At 67.4% G+C, this 14,330-nt stretch carries 12 protein-coding genes; 2 read left to right on the plus strand and 10 right to left on the minus strand.

What is annotated here, in order from left to right:
- The first annotated feature begins 171 nt into the window (after window positions 1-171).
- Window positions 172-585, plus strand: coding sequence for a hypothetical protein (locus tag L593_RS11440; protein ID WP_020447130.1), 414 nt, complete (start codon window positions 172-174; stop codon window positions 583-585).
- A 137-nt stretch (window positions 586-722) separates the two neighbouring features.
- On the opposite strand, the gene L593_RS11445 is transcribed toward L593_RS11440, so the two are convergent.
- From L593_RS11445 to L593_RS11475, 7 genes are all read right to left on the minus strand, one after another.
- Window positions 723-1,586 (minus strand): CARDB domain-containing protein, encoded by an 864-nt coding sequence (locus L593_RS11445; RefSeq protein ID WP_049894086.1) that lies wholly within the window; start codon window positions 1,584-1,586, stop codon window positions 723-725.
- On the minus strand, window positions 1,579-2,418 hold the full coding sequence (locus tag L593_RS11450) for a hypothetical protein (protein ID WP_049894088.1): 840 nt from the start codon (window positions 2,416-2,418) through the stop codon (window positions 1,579-1,581). Before L593_RS11450 ends, L593_RS11445 begins: the two co-directional genes overlap by 8 nt.
- Entirely contained in the window at window positions 2,415-2,708 is a 294-nt protein-coding gene (locus tag L593_RS11455; protein ID WP_049894090.1) for a S26 family signal peptidase, read from the minus strand. Before L593_RS11455 ends, L593_RS11450 begins: the two co-directional genes overlap by 4 nt.
- The gene (locus L593_RS11460) at window positions 2,705-3,772 is read right to left on the minus strand and encodes a hypothetical protein (protein WP_020447132.1); all 1,068 of its coding nucleotides are present in this window, start codon (window positions 3,770-3,772) and stop codon (window positions 2,705-2,707) included. The genes L593_RS11455 and L593_RS11460 overlap by 4 nt, the downstream gene beginning before the upstream one ends.
- Before the next feature lie 358 nt (window positions 3,773-4,130).
- Window positions 4,131-5,879, minus strand: a complete 1,749-nt coding sequence (locus L593_RS11465) for a SipW-dependent-type signal peptide-containing protein (protein WP_020447133.1) — start codon at window positions 5,877-5,879, stop codon at window positions 4,131-4,133.
- A gap of 66 nt (window positions 5,880-5,945) precedes the next feature.
- Complete coding sequence (locus L593_RS11470) at window positions 5,946-8,057, minus strand: hypothetical protein (protein WP_020447134.1); 2,112 nt, start codon at window positions 8,055-8,057, stop codon at window positions 5,946-5,948.
- Between the two features lie 96 nt (window positions 8,058-8,153).
- Window positions 8,154-9,518 (minus strand): SipW-dependent-type signal peptide-containing protein, encoded by a 1,365-nt coding sequence (locus tag L593_RS11475; RefSeq protein WP_020447135.1) that lies wholly within the window; start codon window positions 9,516-9,518, stop codon window positions 8,154-8,156.
- Between the two features lie 626 nt (window positions 9,519-10,144).
- Between L593_RS11475 and L593_RS11480 the strand changes: the two genes are divergently transcribed.
- Window positions 10,145-10,675, plus strand: a complete 531-nt coding sequence (locus tag L593_RS11480; RefSeq protein WP_020447136.1) for a hypothetical protein — start codon at window positions 10,145-10,147, stop codon at window positions 10,673-10,675.
- Between the two features lie 79 nt (window positions 10,676-10,754).
- Here L593_RS11480 and L593_RS11485 read toward each other — a convergent pair whose 3' ends face one another.
- The 3 genes from L593_RS11485 to L593_RS11495 form a co-directional block, all read right to left on the minus strand.
- The gene (locus L593_RS11485; protein ID WP_020447137.1) at window positions 10,755-11,786 is read right to left on the minus strand and encodes an amidohydrolase family protein; all 1,032 of its coding nucleotides are present in this window, start codon (window positions 11,784-11,786) and stop codon (window positions 10,755-10,757) included.
- Between the two features lie 122 nt (window positions 11,787-11,908).
- Complete coding sequence (locus L593_RS11490; RefSeq protein WP_020447138.1) at window positions 11,909-12,766, minus strand: aldo/keto reductase; 858 nt, start codon at window positions 12,764-12,766, stop codon at window positions 11,909-11,911.
- Between the two features lie 90 nt (window positions 12,767-12,856).
- Window positions 12,857-14,086, minus strand: a complete 1,230-nt coding sequence (locus L593_RS11495; protein WP_020447139.1) for an HD domain-containing protein — start codon at window positions 14,084-14,086, stop codon at window positions 12,857-12,859.
- Window positions 14,087-14,330 lie beyond the last annotated feature (244 nt).

Raw genomic sequence — 14,330 nt, forward strand, 5'->3', positions numbered from 1 at the left:
TTAAATACTATATCCTACAACGCGATATCGAATTTCGGTCATCCGACGGTGAAACTGGACGCGGCTTCCACGTCACGGACGTGTCGTTGGGGCCCGAAGCACCCACGCAGCGGTAGTTTAATACCATCACTGTGTGAAAGAAGGCCCTACCCACCCACACTGCCTTCCACAATGTCCGAACTCACCGACCGCTGCTTCGATTGCGGCACGGAGTACGTCCCGTTCACCGTCGAGAACGGACGCTGTCCGGACTGTGGCTCGCCGGCGACGCCGATCGTCGGGTCGCCGACCGTTCTCGACGTTCGCCCGCTCGCGTCGGTCGACGCCGACGAGGTGCCCGGCGACGACGCGATCGAAGTGGTCGTCCGCGACGATACCGACCGGCTGATCGTCTACGGATTCGCCGTGCCTGCCGCTGGCCAGTCCGTCGCCGTCGCGATCACGTTCGAGGACGCGACCATTCGGCGCGGCGACGAGCACTGGGACGCTATCGAAGGGCCCGACGTCGTGGCCGAAGCGGTTGCCGACAGCGTCGGATGTCGCCCCGGGCCGCCGCCTCGCGCCCACAGCGATCGCTCCGAGTAACCGTTACTACGGGTGGCACGTTCGGTGGCGCACACCGCCGCTTCGCTCCCCGGCTCAGTGTCCTGGTGATACTCCATCCAGCAGGCACCTCTTCGAAGGAGATTCGGGACGGATCCTGATTCGTCGGCGGACGCTGCTCAGCTGGAGTCGTTCAGGTCGGTATCGTTCTCGACGAGGACGGTTCCGGCGTCGACGCCGTCGACCGTCAGGTCGTAGCTCCCGGCAGCTTCGAACGCGGGGTCGAATTCGACGGTGTCGCGCTCGCCCGGCCCGAGTCGCACTGCGCGACTGTCGATCGCGGTGCCGTTTGCACGCAGCACCAGATCGACCGATCCGTTCGCTCCGCCGTCGTTCGCGACGGTCGCCGAGACCGGAACTGTCTCGTTCACCTGGACCTCCCCCTGGGCCACGGAGGCGTCCGTGACGTCGATGTCGGCGACCGGCGCAGAGACGGTCACCGTTCCCGCGACCCGTCCTGCCGCGGCGAGCGTGTAGTTGCCGGGCGATTCGAGCGTTCGAGAGAGCGTCAGCGACGCGGTCTCGTTCGGCGACACCGTCGTCGTATTCGTCGCCGTCGCCGTTCCGTCGACGCTGAGCGTCGCGGCCAGTTCCCTGGATTCGTTTGCTCGGTTGACGGCTCGCACGGTGACCGTGGCCGCCTCCCCGGTCGTCAGTTCCCCGTCGCCGGACAGCGAGACTGCGGCCACCTCGAGGGCGGTATCGTTGGTGCCTCGATCGTGCGTGCCGTTTCGGGTCCCGTTCCCCGGCGCAGTCGTCGACTCGTTCTTCGCAGACGTCCCGTTCTCGTGCGTCGACGCGTTCCCCGGCGTCGTGACGTTCGTCGCGGGGGTCCCGGAGTCGTAGTCGGTGGCGACCGAGAAGGATCCCGAGACCGTCTCCTCGTCGCTGAACAGCGCGACCGCGCCGCCACCCGCCAGGACGCCGGCAGCGCCGACGACGAGGCAGGCGACCACCACGGCCACGAGACGGTGTTCAGTCATCGATTTCCTCCCGCCCCGCCGGTGGCGCGGCGTCGCTCACGTCCGCTGTGGGCCCTTCACCCGGGAACCCATGCTCCTGCAGGGACGGTTCACCGAGGTGCGCTGGTGGTTCGTCCGCTTGCCCGGCTTCGGGGTCGGGAGCTTCGGCTACGCCGGTGAGCGGGTCGGACTCTCGCTGGATCAACTCCTCTCCCTCCTCACCTTCTTCCTCCCGCTCTCCATTCTTCTCCGTCCTCGATCGATCGCCCGTGCGGACGCTTCTGTAGAACAGCGTCCCCTCGAGGACGCCGAGTGCCAGCGCGCTGAATCCGACGGCGTAGGCGACGGCGAACGCCATGAGCGTCTGGAGCCTGAGGGCGACGTACGCAGTGTAGGGTGTCAACAGTACCAGCACGAGGAGGGTCACCGCGAGGTCCGTCGGGCCGATTGCGCGTCCCGTCGCCCCGGTTCCGTCGGCCATCGGTCCGCCGGTGGTCGCTCCCGGTTCCGCCGCGGGGCCTTCGCCGTCGTCGACGGGCGTCCGTGCGTGAGCGCCGTCGCCCGTCGCTGACCCATGGATCGACCCCGCACGCTCGCTCGTCGGCTCGTCGCGTTCGGGCGATCCGCCGCTGGCTGCTCCGCCACTCGACCCCGAACGCCTGGCGATCGACCAGGCCTCGGTGACCGCCAGCAATCCGAGCGGGAGCAGGACGAACGCGGCGAACCCGAGTGGCGTGTTCGCGAAGTGGATCACGTAGCCGATGAGTGGGATCGTCAGGACGGCGGTTCCGACCACGTTCGACGCGGGCACGGGTTGTGGGTCTGGATCCTCGTTCGCGTCCCCTTTCGTCACGAACGACCGCTGGCCGTTCTCCTCTCGAACGTCGACGACCCGGTGCGTGACCCCGTCTCCTGCCCGTCGCGTCTGAAGGTCACGACGTCGCCTTCCTCGATCGCGGACGGGGCGGTATCGTCCACGACGATCGCGTCACCCGGAGACAGCGCCGGCTCCATGCTCCCGGAGAGGATCACGTAGCTCTGCTCGGCACCGACGACGCCCGGGACGGCGTAGATCACGAATGGCACCACGAGCGCGAGGAGCACCACGAGCCCGACCCCGTGAAGGAGCCGCCGACGGTTCACGATCCATCACCCCCGTCACCGGCGTCGTCCACGCAGACTGACGCGTCGACGTAGCTGATCGCCGGCCGCCGCTCTCGGTCGTTCGCTCCCGACTCGATCGGCCCCGTGCAGACTGGTTCGGCGGTCCTCGCGCGCGCTGGCTCGATCCCGTACGTCCAGACGTCGGTCCCGCCTTTGAGCTGTACCTCGCAGAGCCTGGCGTCCGGCGCGTCGTCTCGGCGGAGCGCCAGATCGACGCAGACGGGCTCCCCGCCGTCCTTGGTCGTCACGTCGCGCACGTCGAGTTCGTACGCGTGTCCGTCGTCGCGGAACCGCTCGGCGAGTTCATCGAACTCGTAGGTGCCGGGCTCGAGGCGGTCGCCCTCGACCTCGAGTCGGCCCAGGTGCACGCACGCCGGGCACGGCGCTGGCTCGCACGCAACGTCCTCGTACGGATTCCGGACGCTCGATTCGGAGACGTGTCTGCACTGCTCCGCGTAGCATTCGAGGTCGACCGTCGAGTCCGCACCGGGCTCCGGTCGGGCGCCCTCGGGCAGGCGGTAGTCGAGCCGGAGGCAGGTATCCGACCCCGGGGACAGACAGGGGTCCTGGGGATCGTCGAGACGGCGACCGTCGGCGAAGGCTGTCTGCAACGCCCGGAGCGTCCCCCACGATTCCCCAAGCGACTCCGGGAACAGTTGGCGGGGAGTGCCGTCGCAGCCGCGGTCGATCGAGAGCCGAACCAGCAACGCGTCGGCGAGTTCGTCATCGGCCGCGGGACACGCAGTCCAAACCCAGACGCGGAGCGCGTTGTCGACCGTTCGCAGGCGAACCGTTCGCTCCCCGGACGAGCCCGGAACGAGTCCGTCGACCGAGAACGAGAGCGTCCCGTCGGTGACCGAACAGTCCGCTTCGAGACACTCGATCTCGATCCCGGGTGCTCCGGCGGTGATCACGTCTCCCACGGTCGCGTCGTCTCGTTGCGTCGCCGCCGTGATCGCACCGGCGCCGCCGCCCAGCGCGCCGACGGCGGTGAGGCCGCCGAGCAGTTTCCGCCGCGTGAGTTCGGGACCGTCCTGCGTCATCGGATCACCTCCGTTCGCGGCCACCGTCGCGATATTACTGCCCGGAGCTCCGCTCCGGCAGGATCGAAACGAGCGTTGGCGACTGTTGTCGTGTTCATGCCCATCTCCCCCCTCCCCGACGGACGGTTCGAATCGGACAGTAGTTGGCCGGCATACATTTTAGCTATAGGCTGGATACCAGCAGCTTACCTCGCGTAAGCAGATTCCTACTGGCGAGTGAGAGACAATCACCGGCGGTACGTTGGCAGCGCCCGGGTCGCATCGCCGAACTGCTGGCCGAGCCACCGATGTCGGGGCCGCTGGTCCCAGCGGCGGTCCCGTCGGTCGTCGATCGGATCGGGGCGGCGACGCGCGCACGTCAGGTCCCACCGTCCGCGGGCGCTCCCGAGCCGTCGTTGTGGCGGCACTGCTCGGCGTAGAACCCCAGGTCGAACCCGATCGAGTCGGACTGCACGACGTTCCCGACGTCCGGCGGGAGCCACCACGCGAAGCCCACGTAGTGCGTCAGTTCTGGCGTGAAGCACTCCCTGTCTGGGCTCCCGGGATCCTCCGATAGTTCGTCGAACGGGGTCGCACGGTTTCCGTCGAGCGGGATCCCCGTCCCGCTGGCGAGCGCGTCGAGGTCCGCCCGGAGCGTCCCCCGTCGGAACACCTCGCCGCAGTATCGGCCGGCAGACATGTCGCCGTAGTCGTACTCGTAGGCTTCGCCGCCGAGGGTCATCGGATAGCGATCCTGGATCGTCCCGTCCGTCCGTTCGACGACCACGATTTCGTCGTTGTCCCGGTCCGACGCGACGAGATTCCCGGTCCCGCCGTTGCGGATGGCGAGTCCGGTGATGCGGACGTCCAGCCCACCGACGTTGCTGGCGTCGACCGGAACGGCCGTCGCGTCGTTGGCGGGGTCGCTCACCCGGTAGAGCCCCTGGTCGGCGCTGGCGGCCGTCCAGATGTACATCGTCCCGTCCGACGCGAAGACGAGATCCGCGCCCTCGAGGTCGATACCCGTGTCGCCCCGGGCAGTCACCGAGGGGCCCGATCGATCGACGGTGTAGAGTTCGTCGGTGTTGGTGCTCGCCGCCCAGAGCGCTCCCGACGGCGAGTAGCCAGCGAGGACGACCCCGCCGGGGTCGCCCGAAACCGGGCCGTCGTCCGTGAACGAGTTCGCCGCGACGTCGTACGTTCCGAGGTGCGTGGACTCCTTGTCGTAGAAGACGACTTCGTCGCCGTCAGGCGTGGCGGCGATCGCGTCGGTCTGGTCGAAGTTGCCCCCGCCCGCCACGTAGATGCTGGTCAGTTCGGCGTTCCCGCCTGTCAGGTCGACCTCGAACAGCTCGGAAGCGGTGCCCGTACCGCCGACGCTGTCGATCAGGTACAGGGTCTCGTCACAGCCCGTCTGGAGGACGTTGTCGCCGCGGGAATCGTACCACCAGACCGTCTGGACGTGGTCGGCGAGTTCGCCGCCGCTCGACTGGTCGACGGCGGCCTCGGGCTCGGTCTGCCCGTTCTCGGCCGACTCGACGTTTGCCGCTCGCAACCAGACGTAGCCGGGGTTGTCACAGAGGTGGAAACTCAGCGTCAGTTCCCCGAAGTCTCCTGGCTTGACGTCCTGGAGGTCGATCAGCGGTGCGGGCCCGTCGCCGGCCCTCGTGTCGTCGTTGTCGGTCCGGAAGCCGGCAGGATCCAGATCCGCGGGCACGTCGGCGCCCATCTCGCAGGGGACGTACTCGAAGGAATCCGTGCTCGTCTCCTGGGAGCCGTCGTCGTCCGGATCCGGGAACGCCTCGACGGCCGTCGCGTTCATGAAGGCAGCCACGTCGTCTTCTGCGATCCAGACCTGGGGATCGTCGGGATCCGGAAACCCCACGGCGCCTCCGCCGGGATCGCTGTAGCTGACCAGGTCCCTCCCGCTGGACCCGTCGTAGTAGTGCTCCTCCCAGTCCACTTTGAGGTCGAGCGATCCCGCGGCGATGCTGTTCCCCTCGAACGCTTCGTCGTCGGTGAAGTACGCGCTCGTCCCGAGTGCAGCTCCTGCGGAGGCGACGCCGATGCCGCCGAGTCCCCCGAGGAGCGACCGTCGGGACAGTTCGATCGTTGGTTCGCGTGTCATTTGTGATCCCCTCCTGGGGAAGCCCACCGGCGGAGTCGAACCGCCGAGGTGCCATCGTGGGTCAGGCTATGGTTCGAGGTCGACCACCGCGCTCCGCCCGTCCTCGAGGGTTATCTCGATGGCGTCGAGACATCCCTCGTGGTCGTCTTCCCAGGCGGAGCCGGTAGCGAACCGGAGTGCCCGAACCTCCTCGTCGCGGTAGTTCTTGGGCGTCGAGTCGGCGTCGGACACGTAGTTCGACCAGTCGAAGGCGTCGGTCGACTGCAGGTCTGCGAGCGTCACGCCCGTGTCCTGCCCGAGGTACGCGTTCGGTGCGTCCCCCGGCGTCGAATCGGTGGTGTCGTAGTCGTGGTTGTGGTCGTAGAACGTGAGCTGGTTCGTGCCCGATTCGGTCCGCCAGGTTACCCAGGTGTCCGGACTGACGGTCCGATTGAGTGCGTCACCGGGCAGCGCCTGCAGGAGTCGACCGTACCAACTCGCGTCGTCGTTCGATCCGTCGGGGGAGGTGTAGATCTCCAGGAAGTAGTTCTGGGACACGCCCGACGGCGTGTTCGTCCGGTACCTGATCGACTGAATGTCCCCGATGGTGAACGGCGCCAGGGCGCTGACGTAGTACGGGCCGAAGCTCTGGTCGAACGTCAGGTACAGTTGCTCGTAGGTGCCGCCGTCCTGGTTCGTCTGGGTGGGATCGTCCTTCCAGTAGCCCGATCCGAAGTAGCCGCCGTCGGAGACCGCCTCGAAGCCGGTGTTCCGTGCTGCGTCCTTGCCGAGTTCGATCCGTTGGGTCTGTGGTGGATCGTCGTTGTGGCGGCACTGCTCGGCGTAGAACCCCACGTCGAACCCGACGGAGTCCGTCTGGAGTTCGTTGCCGCGGTCGACCGGCAGCCACCACTCGAGACCGACGCAGTGGGTCGTCGAGTTCTCGAAGCAGTCGCGGCCGTCGTCGCCGTTCCCGTCCTCGGCGACCAGATCCACGCAGACACTGACGTGACTGTAGTCCTGGCCGGTCGGGGTGACGAACGAGCCCTCGTCACCGCTGCTGCGCTCGACGGGGTCGGCGTCTCGGTCGTAGTGGTAGATGTTCGCGCCCTGGTTGCCGCCCTTGACGACGACCTTGCTCACGCAGAAACCGTCGCCGCTGGCGTCGAAGCTCCCATCGGGCGAGTCGTCGGTTTCCCACGACGTGATCGTGCCGTCCGCGTCCCGACAGACCCGGACGTCGCCGTAGTCAGTCTCGTAGGTGGCACAAGCGCCGGGCGCCGGCAACGGACCGCCGGGCTCGTCGGACCCGATCCTGACGGCCTCGACGAGGCCGAAATCCGAACACTTCGGATTCATCCGCTGTCGCGTGGTCCCGTTCGGGAACTCCTCGGTTCCGGTCGTCACTTCGTCGTAGGGCGTTTCGGGGCACGTGCCGGGGCCGAGCGACGGTGCCTGGGCGATCGTGGCGCCGTCGTCTCCGAGTGCACCGTCCAGTGGGATGCCGTGGTCGCTGCCCAGCACGCCGAGGAGTTCCGCGAGGCTGAGTTCGGGCGTGATGGGCACCTCGCCGTCGTCACGCTCGCCGTCACAGTCAGCGTCGTACCAGAGCCGCGTCCGGATGGCGTCGGCGAGTTCGCCCTGACCGTCGGAGTCGTCCACGGCGGACTCGGGTTCGGTGACGTCGTTCTCTGCGTTCTCGGTGAGGGTGCCGTTCATCCAGACGAACCCGGGGTTGTCACAGAGGTGGAAACTCAGCGTGAGCCCGCCGCAGTCCCCCGGTTTCAAGTCCGTGAGGTGCACGAGTGGGAGCGGCGGCCCCGATCCGAACGTCTCTCCCGATACCGTCGTCCGCAGGGAGTGTTCCGGGTCCAGGTCCGCCGGCGTATCGGCGCCGTCCTCGCAGACGTAGCCGACTCCCTTCGCCGTCGTTTGCCCGGGCTCGGACGCGAAGGCGTCCTGCACTCCGTCGTTGTCCGGGTCGGGGTACGCTTCGATCTTCGTCCCGTTGTACCACTCCTGCCAGTCCACTTTGAGATCGAGCGATCCCGCGGCGAGGCTGTTCCCCTCGAACGCTTCGTCGTCGGTGAAGTACGCGCTCGTCCCGAGCGCTGCCCCGGTAGCGGCGACGCCGATGCCGCCGAGTCCGCCGAGGACCGTCCGCCGTGACAGCTCGATCGTGGTGTCGTCGTCGGTCATTGGTGATCCCTTCGTAGGGAAACCCACCGGCGGAGTCGAACCGCCGTGCTCCGAGTGGGCCGGTCGTTCGTCGGCGATTCCACTGCCGTGACGTTTCTACTGCCAGTCGATCCCGACGAAGTCCTGGCCGTCGAAGTCACTCGTGGAGCCCTCGAACCGGAGGGTGCCCTCCACTGTCACCGTATTCGTCGCTGGAACGTTTTCGATGGCCAGGAATGTGAGCCCATCCGTGGCATCGATATTGTCAGGGTTGACTGAAGCTCCATTGAGATCGACCTCTTTCACCACGGTCGTCACATTTGCGTCGCCGCTGGAGGCGGTCAGCGCGACATTGACCTCATTGGGGACACCACCCGGCCACTCCGGTTCTCCAGTGGACGCGCCATTCGCGGTCCCATCCGTGACGTCGTTGTCGGTGACGGTCTCTCCGTTGACGGTGAGCGAGGCGGTTTCAGCTACCGGATCGACCGTTGCGATGAAGTCCACATCGGTGTTGGCGGGGAACGTATCGCCGGGATTCGATCCCCACAACGTGGTGTTTTCGACGCCACCGCTGTCGCCATGAATTTGTATCTCGCCGCGACCCGATCCTGCCCGTGACAGGGCCTGCATCGAGAACGCCTTGTTATAGGAAATCTCGGAGAAGTCACCGGTGCCTACGGTTCCCTGGGGCAAACACGGGTTGTTCGTGCCGTCGTTGTGGCGGCACTGCTGCGCGTAGAACTCGAGGTCGAACTCGAGGGTGTCCGTCTGGATCTCGTTCCCGACGCTGGTGGGAATTTCCCAGTCGATGCACACACAGGGACTCTCCCACTCCGATCCGGTGCCGCTGAAGCACTCCTGGTTGCCGGGTTCGAAGAAGCCGCCGTTCTCGCCGTCCTGGACCCGACCGTGGCCGTCCAGTGGGACGCCGGTACGGATCCGGGCGAGGAACTCCGCGAGCGTTCCGCTCCAGACCGCGTTGCAGTCGGAGACGGAATCTGGTCCGAACCCGCCGTCGTTGTTCTCCTCGATCTCGCAGTACTTGACCGTGAGCTGGATGCTCTCGGCGAGTTCGCCCTGCCCGTTGTTGTCTCTGGGCTCGGGCTCTGTGTAGCCGTTCTCGAAGTTGGCGGTCATCTGGCCGCAGAGCCAGAGGTAGGCCGGGTTCGTCTCGATGCGGGGACAGAAGGCGAGCAGACCGCTATCGCCCGGCTTCACGTCGTCGAGCTCGGCGGTGACGGCGTTGCCGTCGGCCGTGCCGGAGACGAGACCAGTGCCGGCCCGCCCCTGGTTCCAGTACGAGTAGTAGTCGACCAGCAGGTCGAGGGATCCGGCCGTGATGACGTTGTCTTCGAACGATTCCTCGTCTGTGAAGTACGCGCTCGTCCCGACGGCAGCACCCGCGGACGCGACGCCGATGGCGCCGAGTCCGCCGAGCACCCGTCGTCGGGTCAGATTGACGGTCTCTTTGTCGGTCATGGTTGGCCCCGATCGAGACCGGAACGGTCGGTTCCGGCCGTCGGGTTGGATCGTCCAACGGAGGACACCACCTTTGTTACACGATCTGATCCACGGACCGAACCCGTCGTTCGACGCGGCCTCGCGAGTCCGAACGTCGCGTTCGGCGACCGTCGATTGGGTCGAACGGACCGTTCGACGAGCGCATCGACGGGTGAACGGCCGATTCACCGAGCTGGATGCGTCCCTCTGTCCAGGGTTGTCACGGGCTACGGGCGGCTACGGGCGCACCCGCTCCCCGACGCACTCCCACGAATAGGGCTGTCGGCACGTCACCCCGATCGCAGGTCCGCCTCGAACGGTCGGAAGCAGTACCGTCGTCGTCCAGGTGGCATCGACCCGCTCGGGCCGTCGGCGGATCCGTCCAACAGCCTTCTGGCGACATCGCGGTCCTCGGACGGACGGTTCCTGGTAACCGCAGTACTCATAGTGGAACGAAGCAGGCGTCTACGACGGGCGTAGTCGGATCGTACTGATAGGGGACCACTGATATGGGGCCACTGGGGTGGGAGGGAGACCGGGCCGCCGCGTGCAGGTTCGCGTTCTCCGTCGAGGACCGCCGCTCCAGTAGCCCAGGTACCACACGGATGTTCCGAACGTCGACGATCCCCGAAGCCGAGATCTACGAGGTGCTGGCGAACGATCGCCGTCGCGCGACGCTCCGCGCGCTTGCGCGGTCCTCCGAGGACCGCGGGATCCCGCTCTCGGATCTCGCCACGGCGGTCGCCGAACGCGAGACGGGAGCGTCGCCACCGCCGGCCGCCGCCAGGGAGAGCGTGTACAACTCGCTCCACCAGACGCATCTCCCGATGCTCGACGAACTCGAGATCGTCCGGTACGATCACGACGCGCGGACAGTCTACCGGCGGGACCGGGTCCGCGACGTCGAGCGGTACATGGAGGTCGTCTCGGCGCTCGGGATCAGCTGGAGTGAGCTCTACCGCACGCTTGGCGTCTGCTCACTCGGGCTCGTGACGACCGCGCTCGCTGGCGTCGACCCGGTGGCGGGCGTCGACCCGCTGCTCTGGGCGATCGCGTCGCTGGTGACCTTCGCCGTCGCGATCGCAGCCCAGTTGTGGTCGAACCGGCGGTACGTCCGGCGCGGGCGCTCCGGGTAACCGGGCTCACTGCAACCGGAATCCCCAGGGAGCACCTGACCGAGGTTGTCACCGTTCGAACGAAGGTGAGCAGCAGCGTTCACAGCACGACGCGCTCCACGTCCGCGTGCCCAGCGCGCCGGACGACGGCCCGCACGGGGTCCTTCGCACCCGCGAGGTTGTCGGTGTCGCCGTCGAGCACGCACAGCTTCGCCGGTCGGCCTGCCTCGAGCACGCCCCAGTCGAGGCCCGCGATCTCCGCCCCGCGGTAGGTCGCCATCGCGAGCACCTCGGCGCTGGGGAGACCGGTCCACTTCGCGGTGAACGCCATCTCCCGGAACATCGACGGCGAGTTGAGGAACACGTTGTCTGTGCCGAGCGCGACGGTGGTCCGCTCGGCGAGGTCGGCGATCGGTGGCAGCCCGACGTCGGTGACGAGGTTCGATCGCGGACAGACGACCACCGGCGTCTGGCGGTCGTCGAGTCGGTCGAGGTGGTCATCCGTCGCGTGGACCATGTGAACGAGGAAGTCGGGGTCGAGATCCATCGCGGGATCGACGTCGCTCGCGTCGACCTCGCCGGCGTGGATGCCGAAGGGCTTCCCAGCTTCGCGGGCTGCGGCGCGCTCGGCCTCGAAGTTCGCGTCGTTCGCGCCGGAGGCGCCGTAACCGTCGGCAGTATCGAGCACCTCGATCTCCTCCCGGCCCATGATCACCGGCTCGAGGTCGACGCCCTCCGCGTCGGCGGCCGCCCGCAGCTGTTCGACGCCCGCGACGCCGCCTTCACGAAATTCGATGCATGCGCCCGTACCGCCGGCCTGCATATACCGAAGGGAGCGTTCCATCGCCGCAATCAACTCCTCGGGGTCGGCCTGGCGGAGGAGTCGGTGTTTCAGTCCGTCCGGCGGTGCGACGAGTTCCTCGAGCGAGAGTCCCTCACCGGCCCCCTTGGCGATGGAGTCTCCGAGGTGCGTGTGAGCGTTGACGAACGCCGGCAGGACGATCCGGTCGGAATCGACGCCGTCGCTCGACGGCGCCTCCTCGATCGCGCTGATCTCGCCGTCCTCGACGTAGATGGTCCCCTCGACCGGTTCGAAGTCCCGTCCGCGCAGGATCGTCCCCGACAGCTCCATGCCCGCCCGTTCGGCGGCCGGTGCTTAGTACCCGACGCTCGCGGAGCTGCCCGCTGTGCCACGTCCCGTCGTCCCTCGCTCCGCTCGGTCCTTCCCTCGGTGCGTCGTTCGCCGGGTGCGCCCTACTCGCTCAGTCGCGCGTACTCCTCGTCCGTCAGTTCGATCTGACTGGCTGCCACGTTCTGTTCGAGGTGTTCGACGCTGGAGGTGCCGGGGATCGGGAGGATCACCGGCGAGTGTTCGAGCAGCCACGCTAGCGCGATCTGCTGGGGCGTCGCGTCGTGGGCCTCGGCGACGTCGGCGACGACGGACTCCTTCGAACCGAGGTCGCCACCGCCGAGCGGGAACCACGGGATGAAGCCGATGCCGGCGTCTTCGCAGGCCTCGAGCACGGCCTCGTCCTCGCGGTTCCCGACGTTGTACTGGTTCTGGACGGTCGCGATCTCGACGACGTCCCGGGCCCGTTCGAGCTGCTCGACGGAGACGTTGCTGAGTCCGATGTGCTCGACGAACCCGTCGTCTTTGAGTTCCGCGAACGTCTGGACGGCCTCCTCGAAGTCCACGTCGGGATCGGGCCGGTGGTACTGGTAGAGGTCGATCGTGTCGACGCCGAGCCGGTCCCGGCTGACGAGCACCTGATTCCGAACGTAGTCCGGATCGCCGTGCTTGAGCCACTCGCCGCCGGCTTCCCGAAGCAGACCGGCCTTGGTCGCGAGGACGACGTCGTCCTGGTCGTACTCGTCGTGGGCCTCGATGGCCTCGCGGAGGATGCGCTCGCTGACGCCGGGGCCGTAGGAGTCTGCAGTGTCGATCACGTCAACGCCGAGATCGAGTGCACGCTGGACCACCCGGCGGGCTTCGGCCTCGTCGTTTGGCCGGCCGATGATATTCTCGCCGGTCAGTCGCATCGCACCGAAGCCGAGCCGGTGGACGGTCAGGTCGCCGCCGATGTCGAACGTGCCGCTCTCGTTTGCTGGCATGCATCGAGCTGCGTACGGCTGGGTCAAGGGGTTTTGCGTCGGCGAACCCCGGAACGTGCGTCGGCGAACCCCGGCCGAGGATGCTCTCCGCTACTCCTCGCCAGTGAACTCCGAGAGCGTCGCGGGATAGCCGCGGACCTCGGTGACGAGTACGTCGTCGACGTCGATGCCGAGCACGTCGACGGCGGCGGGCCCGACGGCTTCGGTGCGTGTCTGGGGCGCGTAGACACCCAATCGCCCCTGGGAGTGCTGGGCGGCTCTGAGGGCCTCGACGAGCGGAGACTGCTCGGCGAGGGGTCGGACCTCGCCATTGACGACGACCCGGGAACTGCTCTCGGGCATCGAGGGTCGTTCGGGAACGTCGAGGATCACCGCCTCCTCGGGGACGCTGGCCTTCCGGGCGATCTGTCCCTCGAGTTCCCGGACGGTCTCGTGGTCGGCGTCGACGACGTGCTCCGGAACGTCTTCGAGTTCGGCCCAGACCGCCCGCTTGAACAGTTCCCGGTCGTCGAGGCGGCGCGCGTAGATGGCGGCGGGTTCGCAGTTCCGGAGCGCGACGAGCAGTTCGGGATCGTCCATCTCGCTGACGGCCTCGGCGTCGATCTCGCCCTCGTCGATGAGCGCTTCCGTTCCCCGCCGGAGCATCGACTTGCTGATCCGGGCGACGTGATGGCGGTAGACAGTCGGGTTCATCAGCGCCCGGGCGATCAGCAAGCTCTCCGCGGTCTGGACGTTGCCCTCCCCGAGCACGAGCCGATTGTCGCGGAAGGTTAGTTCGCGCACGAGTCGGCTGTGATCGATCGTCCCGTAAGGAACGCCGGTGTGGTGGGCGTCCCGGACGAGGTAGTCCATCCGGTCGACGTCGAGTTCGCCGGAGACGAGCTGGCCGTAGCGACCCTCGCCGGCGACGAGGTCCGCGACCTCGGCGGGATCGACGTCGTACTCGCGGAGCACGTCGCCGACCTCGCCCGAATCGAGACGATCGTGGACCTCGTCGTGGTACGTCCCGGTCCGGCGGGCGAGCAACTCCTCGACGTTGTGTGAGAACGGCGCGTGGCCGACGTCGTGGAGTATGGCGGCGGCACGGACCCGCTTCGCGCGCTGCTGTCGAGCGGGGAGGTGAGCGAGCGCCCGGTCGGCGAGGTGATAGACGCCGAGGCTGTGCTCGAAGCGGGTGTGGTTCGCCGACGGGTAGACCAGCGACACGGTTCCAAGCTGCGATATCCGGCGTAACCGCTGGAGGGCCGGCGTGTCGAGCAGGGCTCGGGCGATACCCTGCACGTCGATGTGGTCGTGGACGCTGTCCTTGATCGTCTTCACTGGCGACAGATTCGTCGGCATCGTTCAAAAGGGTGTGCCGCGCGATTGCAGGGTAGGTCGTCATCGTCGGCGGCAGGAAGCACGGCGATCCGGCGGCAGGGAGGGTGACGATTGTGATCCGTCGGTCAGACTGGCAGGGCCGACTGGGTTCCGTTGGCCAGATTGACAGGGTCGATTGGGTTCCGATGGCCAAGCTGGTACGGCCAATTCCGAGCCGTCGGCGCTGGGTTCTGATCCGTCGGCA

The organism is Salinarchaeum sp. Harcht-Bsk1, assembly GCF_000403645.1.
Classification (GTDB): domain Archaea; phylum Halobacteriota; class Halobacteria; order Halobacteriales; family Salinarchaeaceae; genus Salinarchaeum.

What these genes read in the sequence shown, in the direction of transcription:
- L593_RS11440 (WP_020447130.1), top strand. Translation starts at nt 172, where the DNA reads ATGTCCGAACTCACCGACCGCTGCTTCGATTGCGGCACGGAGTACGTC.
- L593_RS11445 (WP_049894086.1), bottom strand. Translation starts at nt 1,586, where the DNA reads ATGACTGAACACCGTCTCGTGGCCGTGGTGGTCGCCTGCCTCGTCGTC.
- L593_RS11460 (WP_020447132.1), bottom strand. Translation starts at nt 3,772, where the DNA reads ATGACGCAGGACGGTCCCGAACTCACGCGGCGGAAACTGCTCGGCGGC.
- L593_RS11465 (WP_020447133.1), bottom strand. Translation starts at nt 5,879, where the DNA reads ATGACACGCGAACCAACGATCGAACTGTCCCGACGGTCGCTCCTCGGG.
- L593_RS11470 (WP_020447134.1), bottom strand. Translation starts at nt 8,057, where the DNA reads ATGACCGACGACGACACCACGATCGAGCTGTCACGGCGGACGGTCCTC.
- L593_RS11475 (WP_020447135.1), bottom strand. Translation starts at nt 9,518, where the DNA reads ATGACCGACAAAGAGACCGTCAATCTGACCCGACGACGGGTGCTCGGC.
- L593_RS11480 (WP_020447136.1), top strand. Translation starts at nt 10,145, where the DNA reads ATGTTCCGAACGTCGACGATCCCCGAAGCCGAGATCTACGAGGTGCTG.
- L593_RS11485 (WP_020447137.1), bottom strand. Translation starts at nt 11,786, where the DNA reads ATGGAGCTGTCGGGGACGATCCTGCGCGGACGGGACTTCGAACCGGTC.
- L593_RS11490 (WP_020447138.1), bottom strand. Translation starts at nt 12,766, where the DNA reads ATGCCAGCAAACGAGAGCGGCACGTTCGACATCGGCGGCGACCTGACC.